At 71.5% G+C, this 14792-nt stretch carries 13 protein-coding genes; 7 read left to right on the forward strand and 6 right to left on the reverse strand.

Features of this window, described 5'->3' with window-relative positions:
- Positions 1-58: 58 nt before the first annotated feature.
- A complete protein-coding gene (locus JRI60_RS45160) occupies positions 59-499 on the reverse strand; it encodes a nuclear transport factor 2 family protein (protein ID WP_204222275.1) in 441 nt (146 codons plus the stop codon).
- Positions 500-575: 76 nt separating this feature from the next.
- Here JRI60_RS45160 and JRI60_RS45165 point away from each other — a divergent pair, with 76 nt between their 5' ends.
- The gene (locus JRI60_RS45165; RefSeq protein ID WP_204222276.1) at positions 576-803 is read left to right on the forward strand and encodes a hypothetical protein; all 228 of its coding nucleotides are present in this window, start codon (positions 576-578) and stop codon (positions 801-803) included.
- A gap of 135 nt (positions 804-938) precedes the next feature.
- On the forward strand, positions 939-2258 hold the full coding sequence (locus JRI60_RS45170) for a cytochrome c peroxidase (protein WP_204222277.1): 1320 nt from the start codon (positions 939-941) through the stop codon (positions 2256-2258).
- 9 nt (positions 2259-2267) lie between these two features.
- Here the strand turns inward: JRI60_RS45170 and JRI60_RS45175 are convergent, their stop codons facing one another.
- From JRI60_RS45175 to JRI60_RS45185, 3 genes are all read right to left on the reverse strand, one after another.
- Positions 2268-4652, reverse strand: coding sequence for an alpha-2-macroglobulin family protein (locus tag JRI60_RS45175; protein ID WP_204222278.1), 2385 nt, complete (start codon positions 4650-4652; stop codon positions 2268-2270).
- A complete protein-coding gene (locus JRI60_RS45180; RefSeq protein WP_204222279.1) occupies positions 4649-7738 on the reverse strand; it encodes an MG2 domain-containing protein in 3090 nt (1029 codons plus the stop codon). The genes JRI60_RS45175 and JRI60_RS45180 overlap by 4 nt, the downstream gene beginning before the upstream one ends.
- A gap of 88 nt (positions 7739-7826) precedes the next feature.
- A complete protein-coding gene (locus JRI60_RS45185; protein WP_204222280.1) occupies positions 7827-8717 on the reverse strand; it encodes a YXWGXW repeat-containing protein in 891 nt (296 codons plus the stop codon).
- Positions 8718-8924: 207 nt separating this feature from the next.
- Here JRI60_RS45185 and JRI60_RS45190 point away from each other — a divergent pair, with 207 nt between their 5' ends.
- The 4 genes from JRI60_RS45190 to JRI60_RS45205 all read left to right on the forward strand — a co-directional run bounded on the left by JRI60_RS45190 (position 8925) and on the right by JRI60_RS45205 (position 13756).
- Positions 8925-9395: an Lrp/AsnC family transcriptional regulator gene (locus tag JRI60_RS45190; RefSeq protein ID WP_204222281.1), complete on the forward strand. Its 471-nt coding sequence runs from the start codon at positions 8925-8927 to the stop codon at positions 9393-9395.
- A gap of 3 nt (positions 9396-9398) precedes the next feature.
- Positions 9399-10610, forward strand: a complete 1212-nt coding sequence (locus JRI60_RS45195; protein ID WP_239470100.1) for a PLP-dependent aminotransferase family protein — start codon at positions 9399-9401, stop codon at positions 10608-10610.
- A gap of 108 nt (positions 10611-10718) precedes the next feature.
- The gene (locus JRI60_RS45200; RefSeq protein WP_204222282.1) at positions 10719-12503 is read left to right on the forward strand and encodes an Ig-like domain-containing protein; all 1785 of its coding nucleotides are present in this window, start codon (positions 10719-10721) and stop codon (positions 12501-12503) included.
- A gap of 68 nt (positions 12504-12571) precedes the next feature.
- Positions 12572-13756, forward strand: a complete 1185-nt coding sequence (locus JRI60_RS45205) for a hypothetical protein (protein WP_204222283.1) — start codon at positions 12572-12574, stop codon at positions 13754-13756.
- Between the two features lie 11 nt (positions 13757-13767).
- Here JRI60_RS45205 and JRI60_RS45210 read toward each other — a convergent pair whose 3' ends face one another.
- Complete coding sequence (locus JRI60_RS45210) at positions 13768-14052, reverse strand: hypothetical protein (RefSeq protein ID WP_204222284.1); 285 nt, start codon at positions 14050-14052, stop codon at positions 13768-13770.
- Between the two features lie 77 nt (positions 14053-14129).
- The gene (locus tag JRI60_RS45215; RefSeq protein WP_239470101.1) at positions 14130-14291 is read right to left on the reverse strand and encodes a hypothetical protein; all 162 of its coding nucleotides are present in this window, start codon (positions 14289-14291) and stop codon (positions 14130-14132) included.
- A gap of 284 nt (positions 14292-14575) precedes the next feature.
- Here JRI60_RS45215 and JRI60_RS45220 point away from each other — a divergent pair, with 284 nt between their 5' ends.
- Positions 14576-14791 carry a hypothetical protein gene (locus tag JRI60_RS45220; RefSeq protein WP_204222286.1) on the forward strand — a complete coding sequence of 72 codons (216 nt, stop codon included), beginning with the start codon at positions 14576-14578 and terminating at the stop codon, positions 14789-14791.
- Position 14792 lies beyond the last annotated feature (1 nt).

The raw sequence follows: 14792 nt of genomic DNA on the forward strand, positions 1-14792 counted from the left end.
CACAGCCCGGTCGACGAGCAACCGGGCAAGTCACTCCTCCCCTGGATGCGGGGACGGCTCAGCGATAGCGGCGCTCGGACTCCTGGATGGGGTAGTCATTGGCGCTCATGTCGCGGCGGCGCATGAGCCCGGAGTCATCGAACTCCCAGTGCTCGTTGCCGTGCGTGCGCATCCACTGCCCCGTGTCCGCGTCACGCCATTCGTACTCGAAGCGCACGGAGATGCGGTTGCCCGTATAGGCCCACAGCTCCTTCATCAGCTTGTAGTCCAGCTCCTTGGCCCACTTGCGCCGCAGGAAGGCCTTGATGGCCTCGCGCCCTCGGAAGAACTCGGTGCGGTTGCGCCACTCCGAATCCTCCGTGTACGCCAGCGCCACCCGCTCCGGGTCTCGCGAGTTCCAGGCGTTCTCGGCGGCCTTCACCTTCATCCGCGCGCTCTCCTCGGTGAAGGGGGGTCGGATGGGGGTCGGAGTCGGGGACTGCGTCTCGGTCGGGGACATGCTTGCGGCCCTCCTGTCAGGTGACGACCCTTCTAATGAACGGCCCTACCCCATTCCAGGCCGCTGGAGACCGAACATGCAGATGGTCCGCGCGCTGTACGCATTCCTGGGGTCTCTCCTGCTCGGTCCGGCGTTGGCGCTCGCCCAGGCGGCCGAGCCCATCGAGCCGTATGAGCCCTACCAGGCCACCCGCTGGGGCGTGGGCTGGCTCTGGCTGGCGGTGCTCGCCGTCATCCTCGTCGCCCTCGTGGCCTGGGGACTGTCGCGCGACCGGACCCATCCACCGGGGCCGCTGACACGTTGAGGGGGGTCTCTTCGCCCGAGCTCCTCCCGGCGCGTACTCGCGGTTCTTCAGGGACGAGCAGCCGTCCAGGATGGATCGCCTGCCTGCCCTGGATTGGCGCGGGGCGAGCCATCGTGGACCTGTATACTCCCGGCCATGCTTCCGGTGATGGCGCTCGGGTTCGCCGTGGCCCTCGGTTCCTCGGCCCCCCAACAAGGGCCGAGGCCGGTGACGTTCGAGGAGATGGTGGGCATGCCGGTCGCCTTCGAGGGCCGGCACATGATTCCCCTGCCGCCGAAGATGCCCCGCCGGGCGCTGCGCTTCGAGTCCGCGCCGGAGAACCGCGGTCCGGCCAGCACGCTGCCCTGGGTGAACCTGCCCGGGGACACGGATGGCGGTAAGCGCACGCCCTGGGCGGTGCTGCTCGGCGAGATGCTCTTCCACGCGCCCCGGATGCTCGGACCGTTGAGCGTTCGGATGGGGGTGTCCTGCCACTCGTGCCACCCCCACGGCGCCACCAACCCCACCGTCTACACCGAGCACTCGTACATGGTGCCCGGGCGCATCGACCTCACCGTCTCCTATTTCTCCCCCACCGGGGACGACGGCATCCTCAATGCGCACATGGTGCCCACGCTGCGGGGCATCCGGTTCACCGCGCCCTACCCGCTCGACGGCCGCACGCACAGCCTGCGGGAGCAGGTGCGCAACGTCATCGTCGGCGAGTTCGCCGTGCCCGAGGTGCCCGACCACCTGATGGATGCGCTCGTCGCCTTCCTCAACCAGTTGGATCCGCTGCCCAACCCGAAGCTCGGCCCCCGGGGCCGGCTCGCACCCGGCGCGAGCGAGGCCGCCCAGCGAGGACAGGCCGCCTTCTTCCGCCCGCGCGCCGAGCTGGATGGGGACTCGTGCGCCACCTGCCACCCGCCGGAGCTCGGCTTCACCGATGGCAAGGTGCACGTGCTCGGCAGCCAGCGCGAGCGCTACGACACCCCGACACTCCTGGGGCTCGTCCACACCCCGCCGTATCTCCATGACGCACGGGCACGCACCGTGCCCGAGGTGCTCGTCGAGGTGGACAAGATGCTCGGCCTCGGGCTCTCCGAGGAGGAGCGGAGCGACCTCACCGCCTACCTGCAAGCCGTTGGCGACGAGGTGGAGCCCTACGAGCCCGACCGGCGCGATCGCCGGGTGGCCCTCTCCCTGGCCTTCGTCGACCTGGTGTTGGAGGGCCCCTACGCGCAGGACCCGCTCGTCTGGCGACTCACGCTGGAGACGGTGATGCGCGAGCTGGAGGACGAGCTGAAGGGGACACGGTCCCTCGAGGCCTTCCTCGCCGCGGCGCGTCCGGCCTTCACCCGTCCTCCCAACGACGCGGATCGCCGGGCCCTACGCGCGGCGCGCAAGGCCCTGCTGGACTCCGTCGCCCGCTCCACCCGCAAGGCCCCTGCCTCCGCGCGCACCGACCCGCCCTGAGCGGGGGCCTCAGCGAACGGCCCAGGTGGCCGGAGGTACGTGGAACACGAGCTCCGGCCGGTTCACGGGCGAGAGACTCGACGCGCCCGCCTGCAACGAGCCCGCGAGCGTGGGAATCACCCGGAAGTGGGCGCTGAAGGGCTCGGCGGCGCCTCGCGGTGGCAGGGTGAGGCTCACCGCCCCATCCTCCACCTCGTAGGACGTCACCTTGCCCGCGCTCACCAGCGCATCGAGGCTCGCCCGGTCCACCTGCACGCCCGCGGGCAGCCCCTGGCGCAGCGTGAGCGCCATGCCCGAGGGCGACGCCGCCTGCACCGTCAGCTCCGCCGGCATGCCCACCTTCACCTCGGCCGGACCCTTCACGGCGAGCTCCAGGCCGCTGCTCTTCTCGCTCGCGCGCCACGGCACGTAGGCCCCCAGCGTGAGGGAGAAACCCAGCCCCGGCACCGCCGGCTCCGCGCGCACCGCCCAGGTGTGCGTCCCCGCCGAGCCGGGCACCTCGCCCTCCAGCGCGAGCACCTCGCGCAGCGCCTTCGCGTCGAGCGTCCCCTCCGTCACCACCTTGCCGTCCCGCTCCAACACCACGCGCACCTGGGCCGGCAGCGGCTCCTTGAAGAGCGCCAGCGCCGCCTGGAGGCCCACGAGGTTGGCTCGCCCGTCACCCCAGCCAGACTCGGGCCGGTAGTCCGCGAGCAGCGAGGTGCCCAGGTCCGCCAGCGGCGCCTCCTTGTCGTCCGCGAGCGCCAGCACCGCGAGCGCGGTGGCCTCGGCCACCGAGGGAACGAGCCCGTCCGCGCGCACCACGCCGGGGCCCACCGGCAGGAAGGCGGAGCCATCCGGACGCTTCTGGATGGACTCGCGGACCTGCTTGCGCAGCGCGTCCCGCACCGAACCGCTCACTCCGCCGCTGGCGAGGATCGCCGCCGCCGTGTAGCCGTCCTGCACCCGCGCCACGTAGCGCTCGAAGGCACCCGCGACGCGCGCACCGAAGGCCGAGGCCCGGCGGCGTCCCTCGTCCGAGCCCGCCCCGGCCCGCACCGTCCGGGCGCAGTCCGCGGTGGCCACCAGCAGCCGCTGCAACGTCCAGCCATCCGCGCCCTGGCACGTCCCATCGGGCCGCTGGGCCGAGGTCACCTGCGAGGACAGGCGCTCGCCCAGGCGGGCCAGCACGGGGTTGTCGGGGTGCGCCAGCGCCGCCTCGGCCAGCAGCGTCGCGGTGGCCACGTCCGGCGCGCGGCCCGCTCGCAGCACGCGCTGCCCGGCGAGGGCCGACATGCGCGCGAGCACCTCCGCGTCCGCCGTCTCGCCCAGTGACTTCAGCAGCTCCGGCGCACGGCCGGCGAGCAACAGCGCATAGGAGTCCTCGGCCACGCCTCCGCGCCCCAGGGCCGCGGACAGCTCCGAGCGCAGCACGCCCAGGGCGCCCGGGTAGACGAGCAGCCGCACCCGCTCGCTGCCCGCCACCGCGTCGGCGGGGCCCACCAGCTCCAGCGAGCGGGGAGCGGCCAGCGTACCTCCACGTGTCTCCATCACCGGCCGGCCCGTGGGCCACACGTCGAAGGTGCGCGTCACCGAGTCCGTTCCACCCAGCGAGGCCCGCACCGTCACCGGCCCCGGCTGCGCCGCGCGCATCGTCACGTACTCCACCACGCTGCCCGCCGCCGGGACCGTCACCGTGCGCGAGCCGCCCTCCAAGGCCGCGCCCTGGGCCTCCACCTTCAGCGAGCGCGTCACCGGCGTCCCCGTGGTGTTCACCACCTGCACCGGCACGCGCACCACGTCCCCGGCGCGCAGGAAGGGCGGCAGCACCGGGTCCACGTAGGTGGGCAGCGTGCCCGCGAAGGTGCTCACCGCTCCGGCCTGCGCTCCCGAGCGCGAGTGCGCCAGCGCCAGCACCCGCCAGTTCGTCAGCCGGTCCGGCACCTTCACCGGCACCGAGGCCGAGCCCGACGCGTCCGTCACAACCAGCGGCTCGAAGAGGAACGTCTCGGGGAACCAGGCCCGCCCCGGTGTGGCCGGCGCTTCCTCGCCGGGAGGCGCGGGCGGCGGGGGCGGCGGAGGTGCCCCGGCCGCCATCACCGGCTTCGCCGCCCCTCCCCGTCCCGAGCCACCACCTTTGACGATCTGGATGATCTCCCGCCTCTTCTGCTCGAGGGGCCGCTCCTCGAGAGAATCCTCCATCGCTGGCGCCGCCATCGCCATCCCCTCCGCGTCCGCTTCCGCCGCGCCGAAGGTACTGAGGCTCTTCTGCTGCAAAACCATCTCCGGCGGCTCCGGGGAGGCCAGCGCTTCGGCGGAAGAGCCGAACATGCGGCGCACATTGCCCAGGCACGTGTTCAGCCCGAACCCCGCCATGAGGCACAGCCCACCCACGATGATGTAGTAGCGCTTCATGGCGACTCCCGGGCGACCCACGCGCCCCAGTTCTCGACGTCCTCGGGCAACCGCGTCCCACTCACCACCACCGCCCGCGGGTCGGTGAGGGCGAGCAGCTCCGGTGGCAGCCGCGACAGCTTCAACGTGCGGCCGTAGGCGTCCGTCACCGCCTCGCCGCGCTTCTCACAGGCCTCGAGCGCCCGGTCCCACAGCTTCGTCATCCCCGCGGCGGAGAGCGTCTCGCCCGGGGGGGCCGACTCCTCCCAGGCACGCACCTGCACCGTCAGCTCCGCGAGCACCCGGTAGAAGGGCTCGGTCAGCTCCACGTCCGGCATGAAGCTCCCCCGCGCCTCCACCGAGATGGGCTTCTCTCCACCGTTGCGCTGGGGCACGCCCGACACGCGCAGCAGGGTGGCGGCGGCCGCGTTGGCACCACGGATGCGCCCCATGGCGAGCGCCGTCCCGTCGAGCACGTCGAAGGCCGGCGACGCCAGCGTGGGCGCCGGGCGCATCCCATCGAGCGCGCCCGTGCCCGGCAGGGACGCGAGCTGCGACAGGCTCTCGTCCACGCCGAAGAGGCCCACCGCCGCCGGACCCGCCTGTCCATCCACGCGCGTATTCACCTGGATGTGGGCCAGCTCGCCGGGCGCATAGGCCGCCTTGTCCGGCGCCACCTCCAGCGAGAGCTTCGCGCGCGGCGCCACGTACACCCGCGCCACCGCGCCCTCCCAGGAGGCCTCGGCCCAACCCTCGAAGCCACCGGGCAGACGGAAGCGCGCCACCGGGCCCGGCTTCTCCACCTCGGCCTCCAGCCGCTCCTCCCCCGCTTGCAGGTAGAGCTTCTTCGGCAGCTCGCCATTGAAGTCCGGGCCGCGCAGCAGCTCGATGCGCACCTCCTCGCCCCCGCGCGCCAGCACCGGCGTGGCGCGCAGGCGCGTGGGAGGCAGCCGGGCCGGACGCAGCACCAGCTTCGTCGCGCCCAGGTCCTCCTTCCCCGCCGTCGCGCTCACCCGCAGCTCGTAACCGAGCAGCGTCGTCTCCTGGGACGCACCACCCGACTCGCCATGACCTCCGGGCTGGGCGGTGAGACGCACCACGCCCATGGCGTTCTCCGTCTCCACCTCTTCGCCCAACACCAGCCGCGAGAAGCGCGACTGGATGCAGGACAGATGCTCGGCGGACAGCATGCCCCGCGCCTGCGGCAGGGAGGCCCAGCCCACCTCCACCTCGCGCCGTCCCTTGTGCGTGCGCCAGGTGAGTGTGGCCGGCAACGAGGCGGACAGGGACAGCGTCTCGGGCAGGCACGCCCGCGCATCCAACAGGGTGGCGTGCAGCACCTGCTGCAACCACTCGGAGTACTCACCGGAGACGTAGTCCACCTCGATGGAGAGCTCGGGCAGGCCGGGGTCGCTCACATCCAGGGAGAGCGCCAGCATCCGCTCGCGGCCGGGCGGCAGCGTGCGCGTGCGCACCGCCAGGGCAAGGCAGGTGGCCAGCGGCGTATCCTCCGTCGCCACGTCCGTCACCGTCCCGCCCGAGCTCACGCGCACGCCCAACGTCACCGAGGCGGAGCCCTCCTCGGCCGACACGAAGCGCGCGCAGGGGCGCAGGGAGCCCAACCACCGCTCCAGGGCGAGCTGATCCTCGAGCCCGGCCTCACCGTCCTCCGAGAGGAGGTCCCTCACCGAGCTCAGCCCCACTGGGGGAGGCGGAGGCACGCGGCGCACCGGCATGGCGGGGATGACGACGTTGACGGGCGGACCCGGGTCGAGCTGGAAGGCGGCCACGCCATCCTCGTCCGTCACCGCGCGCACGCCCTCGTCCCGCGGGTCCCATGCGCGCTTCACGGTGAGCTCCGCGCCGGGCAGCAGCCGGCCATCTGCGCTGGTGGCGCGCAGGTAGACGCGGTTGCTGTAGCCCTCCACCAGACCATCCTCCAGCTCCGTGACGGCCGACACGGAGAGCGAGTCCTCGGAGAGCAGCACCGAGGTCCCACTCTGCACCTGGTCTCCCGCGGGGTCCGTGGCGGACAGCCAGGCGGAGAGGGTGAACTGGCCGCGCAGGTCATAGGGCACGCGCGGCAGGGCGAGGCGGAAGTGACCCGAGGCGTCCGTGCGTGCCTTCCGGGGCAGCCCGTCCCTGGCCTTCTCGTCGAGCCACTCGGTGGGCGGGGGCCACCCGCCCGAGGCATTCCACTTCACCTCCACGGCCGCGTCCGGCACCGGCGCGCCCGAGCTGTAGACGACCTGGCCCTCGACGATGGGCGACTCGCCCGCGCGCCAGAAGGGCCGGGTGCTGGTGGCCTCCACCCGGAAGCGAGGCAGGGTGAAGGGCTTCACCTGGAAGGAGGTCTCGGCGGAGGCATCACCGCTCGTCCAGCGCACCGTCCACCTGCCCGTGGGCGCGCCGCTGTCGAGTGGGAAGTCCCCGGCCACCACGCCCCAGGGGCCCGCGGGTGCGCGCTGCTCCAGCACCACCTCGCCGGAGGGGTCGGTGACGAACCACGTGCCCGGGCGCCCGTCGATGGGCGCGAGGTCCTTCGCGCGCAGCACCACGGCGCGGAAGCGCACCTGGTGGCCGGGCTCGTAGAGGGGCCGATCGGAGAGGACGTGGACACGGGCGGGGGCGTAGAGGGCCAGCGGGGCCTCCACGGTGTCGGTGCCGAGTGGTGAGCTGACGCGAGCGCGCAGCCGGTAGTCCCCATCCGGCAGCGCGGGCAGCTTCACCTGGGCGCGCAGCGTGAAGCTGGAGCCCTGCTTCTTCCAGCCGTCCTCGGGCGGGAGTGGAGACTCCTTGCCCTGGGCATCCACGAGGAAGAGCGAGGCATCCAGGCGCCGCACCGGGGCCTCCAGCCGCTCCCAGTCACGCGTGGTGACACCATGCGCCTGGGCCGAGACATAGACGAAGCCCGTGCTCTCGCGGGCGAGCCCCTCGACGCGCAGGCTCGGCGTCTGCCGGAGGCGCCCGTCCGGGCAGTGAGGCACCTTCACACCCTGGAACAACCAGGCGGAGACGCACACGTCCGAGGTGGCCCACCCCACGAGACCCACGAAGAGTCCCGCGGCGCAGCCGAGCACGACCCGGCGTTTCAAACGGATGTCCATCTGTCCTCCCCAGCCGGGACTCTACGCCAGGAAGGGTGCCGCGCGCTCTCCGGAGCCCGGCGCCGGGCGCCGGGTCCGACCCGATTCATCAGTGGTGACGGCCACCCCGGTGGTGACGGACGGGGCCCGCGTCATGGTGACGAGGTCCGTCGTACCTGGGGCCGTCGTACCTGCGGCCGTCATGCCAGCGACCGTCATTCCAGCGGCCGTCATTCCAGCGGCCGGGCCCTCGCCGGTGCCAGTAGTCGTGACGCACCACGCGGTAGCGGTCCCAGGAGTGGAGGAAGTAGTTGGGGTGTCCCCAGCGCACGGCGATTCCCGAGTGGCGGTAGAGGGGAACGGAGACGTGGAACGAGCCCGGGACGGCCCAACCCCCGCTCGCGAAGACCCAGGTGGGACCCCGGCGGATCCACTTCGGCGAGACATAGGCCAGGCCGGGCCGGGGCGGCTCGACCCAGGAGCCCTCCACCCAGACCCAGTTGGCGCCGGACCAGTACCAATAGCCCGGGGCCCACGTGAGGTTCGGAGCGGGAGGCGGCGGCGGTGTCTCCGCCCGGAGCTGGGGAGGCGCCTGGGTCGCGGAGAGCTCCTCGCGGGTCACCGCGATGGGGAACTCCACCTGCAGTGAGCCGGGTCGCGCCCAGCCACCCGACACCCAACGCCAGATGCTTCCCTCCTGCTGCCAGTAGCCATTGACGAACTGGTAGCCCGGCATCTGGGCGATCCACGTCCCCGGGTTGAAGCGCCACTCACCGCCATCCCAGAACCAATGACCGGAAGCCCATACCGCGTCATCGAAGGGAGGCGCCGAAGGCGACTCGGCCGGCAGCGCCGGAGGCGGGGAAGGCGCAATGGGCGATGCATCCTCCACGTCACCGGCGCTGTTGAATTCCTGGGTGGCGGCGACCGGAGCGGTCTGAGCTTGAACAACTGGAGCCGCCAGCGCGACCACGACACACATCCACCATCGACGAGTCATCACATCGTCTCCGCTGACTACTGAGCCTCTATCCCTACAGAGACTCCTCCAGCCCCCATTTATTCATCCCGCCGCCCGTACACCGGCCGAGCACGAGCCTGGCTTGCCTGCCCGGCTGCTCTTCCCCTTGCGACATTTCCGGAGATACATATAATTTATCCGTACCAGCTCGCCGGAGCTTATAAAAACAAGGTCCCAGGTCCCCAGATGGACGAACTCGACTACCGCATCGTCGATGTGCTGCAGCGCGACGGTCGCGCCACCCAGCTGGAGATCTCCCGCACGGTGGGGCTGTCGCAGCCGGCGGTGGCCGAGCGCATCCGCAAGCTCGAGGAGCGAGGGGTCATCACCGGCTACTCGGCGCGCGTGGACGCGGCGAAGCTGGGCAAGGACATCACCGCCTTCATCGGCGTGAGCATCGAGCACCCGAAGTACTTCGAGGGGTTCGCCAAGAAGGTGCTCGCCCTGCCCGAGGTGCTCGAGGCCCACCGCGTCGCCGGTCAGGACTCGTACATCCTCAAGGTGAGGACGGCGAACACCAAGACGCTCGACACCCTGCTCGTGGAGACGCTGCGCACCATTTCCGGCGTCACCCGGACTCACACCACCATCGTCCTCTCCTCCATCAAGGAGGAAACGTACGTCCACGTCTCTGAAGAAGAGCTGAAAGGAGCCTGATCCATGACCGCGGCTGTCAGCATTTCCGCCCCCCCGGCGTTCCCGCTCGCTCAGCGCATGTCGCGGATGAAGGCGTCCGCCGTGCGGGAGATCCTCAAGGTGGCCGAGCGTCCCGACGTGCTCTCGTTCGCTGGCGGCCTGCCGGCGCCCGAGCTGTTCCCCGTGGAGGCGATCGCCCAGGCGCACGCCGAGGTCTTCGCCCAGGAGGGCCGCGCCGCGCTCCAGTACAGCACCACCGAGGGCTACGGGCCGCTGCGCGAGTGGATCGCCTCGCACCTGGGCGAGCGGGGCCTGCACGTGGCGGCGGACCAGGTGCTCATCACCAACGGCTCGCAGCAGGGCATCGACCTGGTGGCCAAGGTGATGCTGGACCCCGGGGACGTGGTGCTGGTGGAGAACCCCAGCTACCTCGCCGCGCTGCAGACCTTCAGCGGATACGAGGTCTCCTTCAGCGTCGTGGGCAGCGATGACGACGGCATGCGCGTGGACGAGCTGGAGCGGTTCGTCACCGCGGGCCGCAAGCCCAAGCTCATCTACCTGGTGCCCAACTTCCAGAACCCGAAGGGCACCACGCTGTCGCTGGAGCGCCGGCACGCGCTCGTGCGCTTCGCCCAGCGCCACCGCATCCTCATCCTGGAGGACAACCCGTACGGCGAGCTGCGCTTCCGGGGCGAGCACCTGCCGTCGCTGGCCTCGCTCGACACCGAGGGCGTGGTCGTCAACCTGGGGACGTTCTCCAAGACGCTGGCCCCCGGACTGCGCATCGGCTGGGCGGTGGGCCCTCGAGAGATCATCCGCGCCCTCACCGTCGTCAAGCAGTCCACGGACCTGCACACCGCCACCGTCGCGCAGCGGGCCACGGCGCGGCTCCTGTCGCGCTTCGACTACAACGCCCACCTGGACCAGCTGCGCGCCGTCTACGGGGAGCGCTGCCTGGCGATGATCGGCTCGCTGGAGCGGCACATGCCCGCGGGCACCCGGTGGACCCAGCCGGACGGCGGCATGTTCATCTGGGTGGAGCTGCCGCGCGGCATGAGCGCGGACACCCTCTTCCCCCTGGCGCTCGAGAAGCGCGTGGCCTTCGTGCCCGGCTCTCCCTTCTTCGCCTCCGAGCCCCGCACCGAGTTCATGCGCCTGAACTACTCCAACCGCCCGCCCGAGCTGCTCGAGGAAGGCATGCGCCGGCTCGGCGCGGTCATCGCCTCACAGCAGTAACGCGACACCGCATCGGAGCTGAAAAATGCCGCTCCGGTGGCAGGCCTCATGTCACCGGAGGGTGCGTCGGTTGCTGGTGCAACCGGGGAACGAGTAGAGCGTGGGGCCATGATGAAGAGCCCCGCGCGTCTCCGAGCCCTGTCGTTGGGTGTCGTGCTCCTCACGGCCTGCGAGCCGGAGGAGCAGCGTCCGCCGCCTCCGCCGCCCCCGCCCGAGTTGAAGGTCGCCTTCAGGGGCCCGGACACGGTCCACTGCAACGCCAACCCGGTGGTCCTCACCTTCACCATCGAGGGCGGCACTCCGGACACCGTCGAGCTGAGTGACGGGCGGGGACCGATCGCCCAGCTCTCCGGGCCCTATCAGTACGTGTTCGACTGCGGTGCCGAGGCGGAGGAGCGCGCCTACACCTTCATCGCGACGGCCCGGGTCGGAGGGCGCGCGTTCTCCAGCCCTCTCAAGCAGGTCGTGGTCGACCGCACCGCGCCCGCCGTCCTCACTCCACCGTTCGATAGCGCCGACCCGGAAATCCCGAAGGACGCTCCCATCCGCGTGACGTTCTCCGAGCCCATGCGCACGGCCAGGGTCACCCCGGCGAGCGTCGACCTGGAAAGCGTCTCCCCCTACCTCGTGAAGAGCGTCTCGTGGTCGGAGGACGGGCGAACCCTGACGGTGACCCCCTCCAGGGAAATCAGCGCGCCCGAGACCCTCGCGCTCTCGCTGCACCCGGAGGACTTCCAGGACCTCGCGGGCAATGCGCTCCCCTCGAGAGCCACCACGAGGTGGACCTGGAGCGTGCCGACGTTCCTCACCTCGTGGATCCTCCCCAAGCACGGCAACGGCGTCGACGGAGCGGATCACCCCGCCTTCGCCATCGACCACGCCGGGCGCTCCATCGCCGCCTGGCCCGAGTTCACCCGGACGACGGGCTCACGGGACCTCTACGTGTACAGGTCCGGCGAGGGTGGGGGCGCGCGGCTCGGCGATGTCCTCAGCGCCCTGCCCGGTGATACCTCGGTCGATCAGGTCACCCTCGCCGTGGATGCCTCGGACCGGCCGGTGGTGGCGTGGATCGAAAAAGCAAAGGAAGGCGATCGGATCTTCGTGCGCCGCTGGAACGGCTCGAGCTGGGAGGATCTCGGAGGCCCTCCCGATCTGGCTCCCGAGCACGAGCCCTACCGCCTGACCCTCGCGACCGGAAGCTCGGACCTGCCCGCCGTGGCCTGGTCGGAGCTCGACGCCACCGGCGAGGCCAACATCTACGTCTACCGTTGGAACGGGACGGCCTGGGCCCCCGTGGGCAACCCCGTCGAGGCCCACTCGGGCAAGACCCACGCGGGCCATCCCTCGCTGGCGATCGACGGCGAGGACCGGCCCGTCATCGCCTTCCATGAGCAGGTCTCGGAGCTGGGTGTCTCCGACGTGTTCGTGATGCGTTGGAATGGCACGGACTGGGCGCAGATCGGCTCGGCCATCCGTCCGGCCGAGGTGAGCGAGAGTGCCTATGCCAACCACCTCTCGCTCGTGCTGGATGCGAAGGGAGCGCCCACGGTGGTGTTCCAGCTCATCACCCCCGGCTCGAGCTACACGTACTCCCTCTTCTACTCGCGCTACGACTCCACGGGCTGGTCCAATCCCACGCAGGTGGGGGGCGTCCGCGCCTTCTGGCCCTCGGCCACCTTCGATGCGCAAGGCCATCTCTGGCTGGCCTGGGAGGAGGAGCCGGTGCTCACCGTCCGCACCGCGCAGTTCCAGAAGGTGGACGCCGCCGACCCGTGGTTCGCCTCCCTGGAAGACGCCGCCGGCCCCGTGGTCGCGAGCGGCGGCGCGGCCGGGCCCGCGATGCTGTTCGTTGATGAGTCAAGGAGGGTTCCCCGGGTGGTGAGGCGCCAGTAGCACGGTGCCCTTTCTTTTTAAGAGAACCCGGGCATGAGAGGCTCTGCTCGCACGTCGAGGAGCACGCCATGCCCGCGGTGAAGAAGCCCCGCCCTCCCCAGGACACGCTGCCCCCGCGCCTGCAAGCGCTGCTCGAGGAGCTCACCCACCGCGAGCTGGCCGCGCGCCTGGAGCGGGTGTACCGCGCGGCGGCGGTGGCCATCGACCGGCTCGGGCACCTGAGCATCGTCAAGTACGAGCCCACCTCGCTGGAGGAGGCGGAGGGGGCGGATCTCTCGCTGTGGGAGACCATGGCCCCCGCCATCCGCGACACCGTGGTGGACGTGAACACCCTGGTGTCCGTCATCCGCGACGCCTTTCCTCCACCCGCCGAGGCCTCTCGGGACCAGGCCTGGGCACCGCCCCCGGCGGGTGTCGACGAGCGGCTGTCCCTGGAGGTGGAGGCGGTGCTGAACGCGTGCGCGGGGCGGCTGTCCCAGCGCGTGGCGGACCTGGGCCAGCGGGTACGGCGGCCCGAGGTGGTGAGCGACCGCTGGGCCCTCATGGCGGAGCTGCAGTCGTTCCGCGCGGACTTCCGCGCGCAGATTGGAGACCTCGTGTACCTCACGGCCGCGGCGTTCTCGGACGTGCGGCGCGAGGACGTGGTGCCGGGCTACCCGACGCACGTGGCGGCGGCGGCGGCACTGCGCGGCGCGGTGGCGGACCTGCGGCGCTCGTTGCACGCCCGGCTGGAGAAGTCGGCGAGCGCGGCGCCCAGGGAGCAGCCCTCCCAGGCCCGGAGGCTGGAGGAGACGCTGGCGGCCTTCGCGGGCATGCAGGCCTCGCTGACGATGAAGACGCGCGACAAGCGCCTGGTGGTGGAGTTGCGCGAGCGGCTGCACGAGCGGGGCGCCCGGCCGGAGCTGGACGCGCCGGAGCTGCGGGCGCTGGTGGAACCCTTCCTGGGCGAGTTGGGACGGGTGGGCACCGAGCTGACGCAGCGCACGCTGACGGCGCATGATCGCGCGGTGTGGGCGGCCTGTGGGGCGCGGCTGGAGCAGGCGTCCATGCACCTGTTCCTGGGCTCGCCGGGAGCGGAGCGCGTGCTACGCGAGGCCGTGGCGGCCGCGGAGGCGCTCTACGGCCGGGCACCGGTGTTCGACACCTTCCTGCGCAAGGTGCGCTCGGCGCTCGAACAGTCCTTCGGGGAGATGGAGCTGCGCGAGACGCTCGAGGTGTTCCGGGAGCGTCTCGCGGCCCTGCCCTTCACCTGAGGGAGCCGGGACTACTTGGACTCGGGCTTCGCGCCCTCGGGCAGCGCCGGCGCGGCCGCGTGGCGCGGCACCACCCGGTTGCGATGCTCGGTGACGAGCGTCTCGGGAGTCATCTCCTCCTGCCACTGCTTCGGGTTGGTGTTCCACCCGAAGTCGGCGGGCACCTTGCCGCCGCCCTGGTTCTTGTAGCCAATCATGTCCGGGAACTTCGCGGACCAGCGGCCCGCCGGGTCCGGCTCACGGGTGATGGGCTCGCGGTGGGACCGGGGGGTGTAGTTGCTCTTGCCGTTGCTCATGAGACGTGACTCCTAGCAGGTGCGAAGCCTCTCCGGAACCCCCAGTGGGGGCCGGAGGATGCCCGGCCCCCACCCCCCTAGAGGGGCCCGCTCGCTGCCCGCTCGGAGGAGGGGGCCTCGGCCCGGGAGCCCCGCCGGCGCCGGCCCCGCGACACCGGCGGCAACCACCGGGGTCCCAGCGCGAACACGGCCGCGAAGTAACGCGCCTGGGCCTCGCTGCCGTAGCGATATCGCCGCACACCTCCCTCCTTCAGGGTCACCTCCACCCCCCAGCCCTTCCCACGTCGGCGAAGCGCGACTCGCGCAATCTCCATGCCCACCGCCCCCCTCAGGAACGCCCCCTTCCTTGGAAACGGCGTGCCAGCCGGAGCGCCTCCGCTCGCGGGGTTGGGATGTGCGGCCGTGGACACAGCACGGCGGGACGGTAGGGACTACAGGCCCGCCCGTCCGCCTGCCCTCCGAGGGTGCACGAAAACGCGGCCCCGCGACTTGTGGCCACCGAATGCTGCGTTACGTGAAAGGCATGACATCGATTCCCGAGAAGACCCTCGGCGACAACATCGCCGAGTTCACCCTCCCTGAAGGCTGCATGCTGTGTGGCGGCGCGCTGATCATCCGCAGCTCGCCGGGCAACGGCTCGCACAGCTACTGCCCTCACTGCCACTGGCTGTCGCGCACGCGGGTGCGCATGCACAACGGCGGCCTGGAGATCGCCTACGCCACGCGGGCCGTGGCGTAGC

The organism is Archangium violaceum (assembly GCF_016887565.1).
GTDB classification, from domain to species: Bacteria; Myxococcota; Myxococcia; order Myxococcales; family Myxococcaceae; genus Archangium; species Archangium violaceum_B.

Bases quoted from the DNA above. Each gene is read 5' to 3' on its own strand.
- JRI60_RS45170 (WP_204222277.1), top strand. From the start codon at position 939: ATGCTTCCGGTGATGGCGCTCGGGTTCGCCGTGGCCCTCGGTTCCTCG.
- JRI60_RS45220 (WP_204222286.1), top strand. From the start codon at position 14,576: ATGACATCGATTCCCGAGAAGACCCTCGGCGACAACATCGCCGAGTTC.
- JRI60_RS45180 (WP_204222279.1), bottom strand. From the start codon at position 7,738: ATGGACATCCGTTTGAAACGCCGGGTCGTGCTCGGCTGCGCCGCGGGA.
- JRI60_RS45210 (WP_204222284.1), bottom strand. From the start codon at position 14,052: ATGAGCAACGGCAAGAGCAACTACACCCCCCGGTCCCACCGCGAGCCC.
- JRI60_RS45195 (WP_239470100.1), top strand. From the start codon at position 9,399: ATGACCGCGGCTGTCAGCATTTCCGCCCCCCCGGCGTTCCCGCTCGCT.
- JRI60_RS45165 (WP_204222276.1), top strand. From the start codon at position 576: ATGCAGATGGTCCGCGCGCTGTACGCATTCCTGGGGTCTCTCCTGCTC.
- JRI60_RS45175 (WP_204222278.1), bottom strand. From the start codon at position 4,652: ATGAAGCGCTACTACATCATCGTGGGTGGGCTGTGCCTCATGGCGGGG.
- JRI60_RS45185 (WP_204222280.1), bottom strand. From the start codon at position 8,717: ATGACTCGTCGATGGTGGATGTGTGTCGTGGTCGCGCTGGCGGCTCCA.
- JRI60_RS45160 (WP_204222275.1), bottom strand. From the start codon at position 499: ATGTCCCCGACCGAGACGCAGTCCCCGACTCCGACCCCCATCCGACCC.
- JRI60_RS45200 (WP_204222282.1), top strand. From the start codon at position 10,719: ATGATGAAGAGCCCCGCGCGTCTCCGAGCCCTGTCGTTGGGTGTCGTG.
- JRI60_RS45205 (WP_204222283.1), top strand. From the start codon at position 12,572: ATGCCCGCGGTGAAGAAGCCCCGCCCTCCCCAGGACACGCTGCCCCCG.
- JRI60_RS45190 (WP_204222281.1), top strand. From the start codon at position 8,925: ATGGACGAACTCGACTACCGCATCGTCGATGTGCTGCAGCGCGACGGT.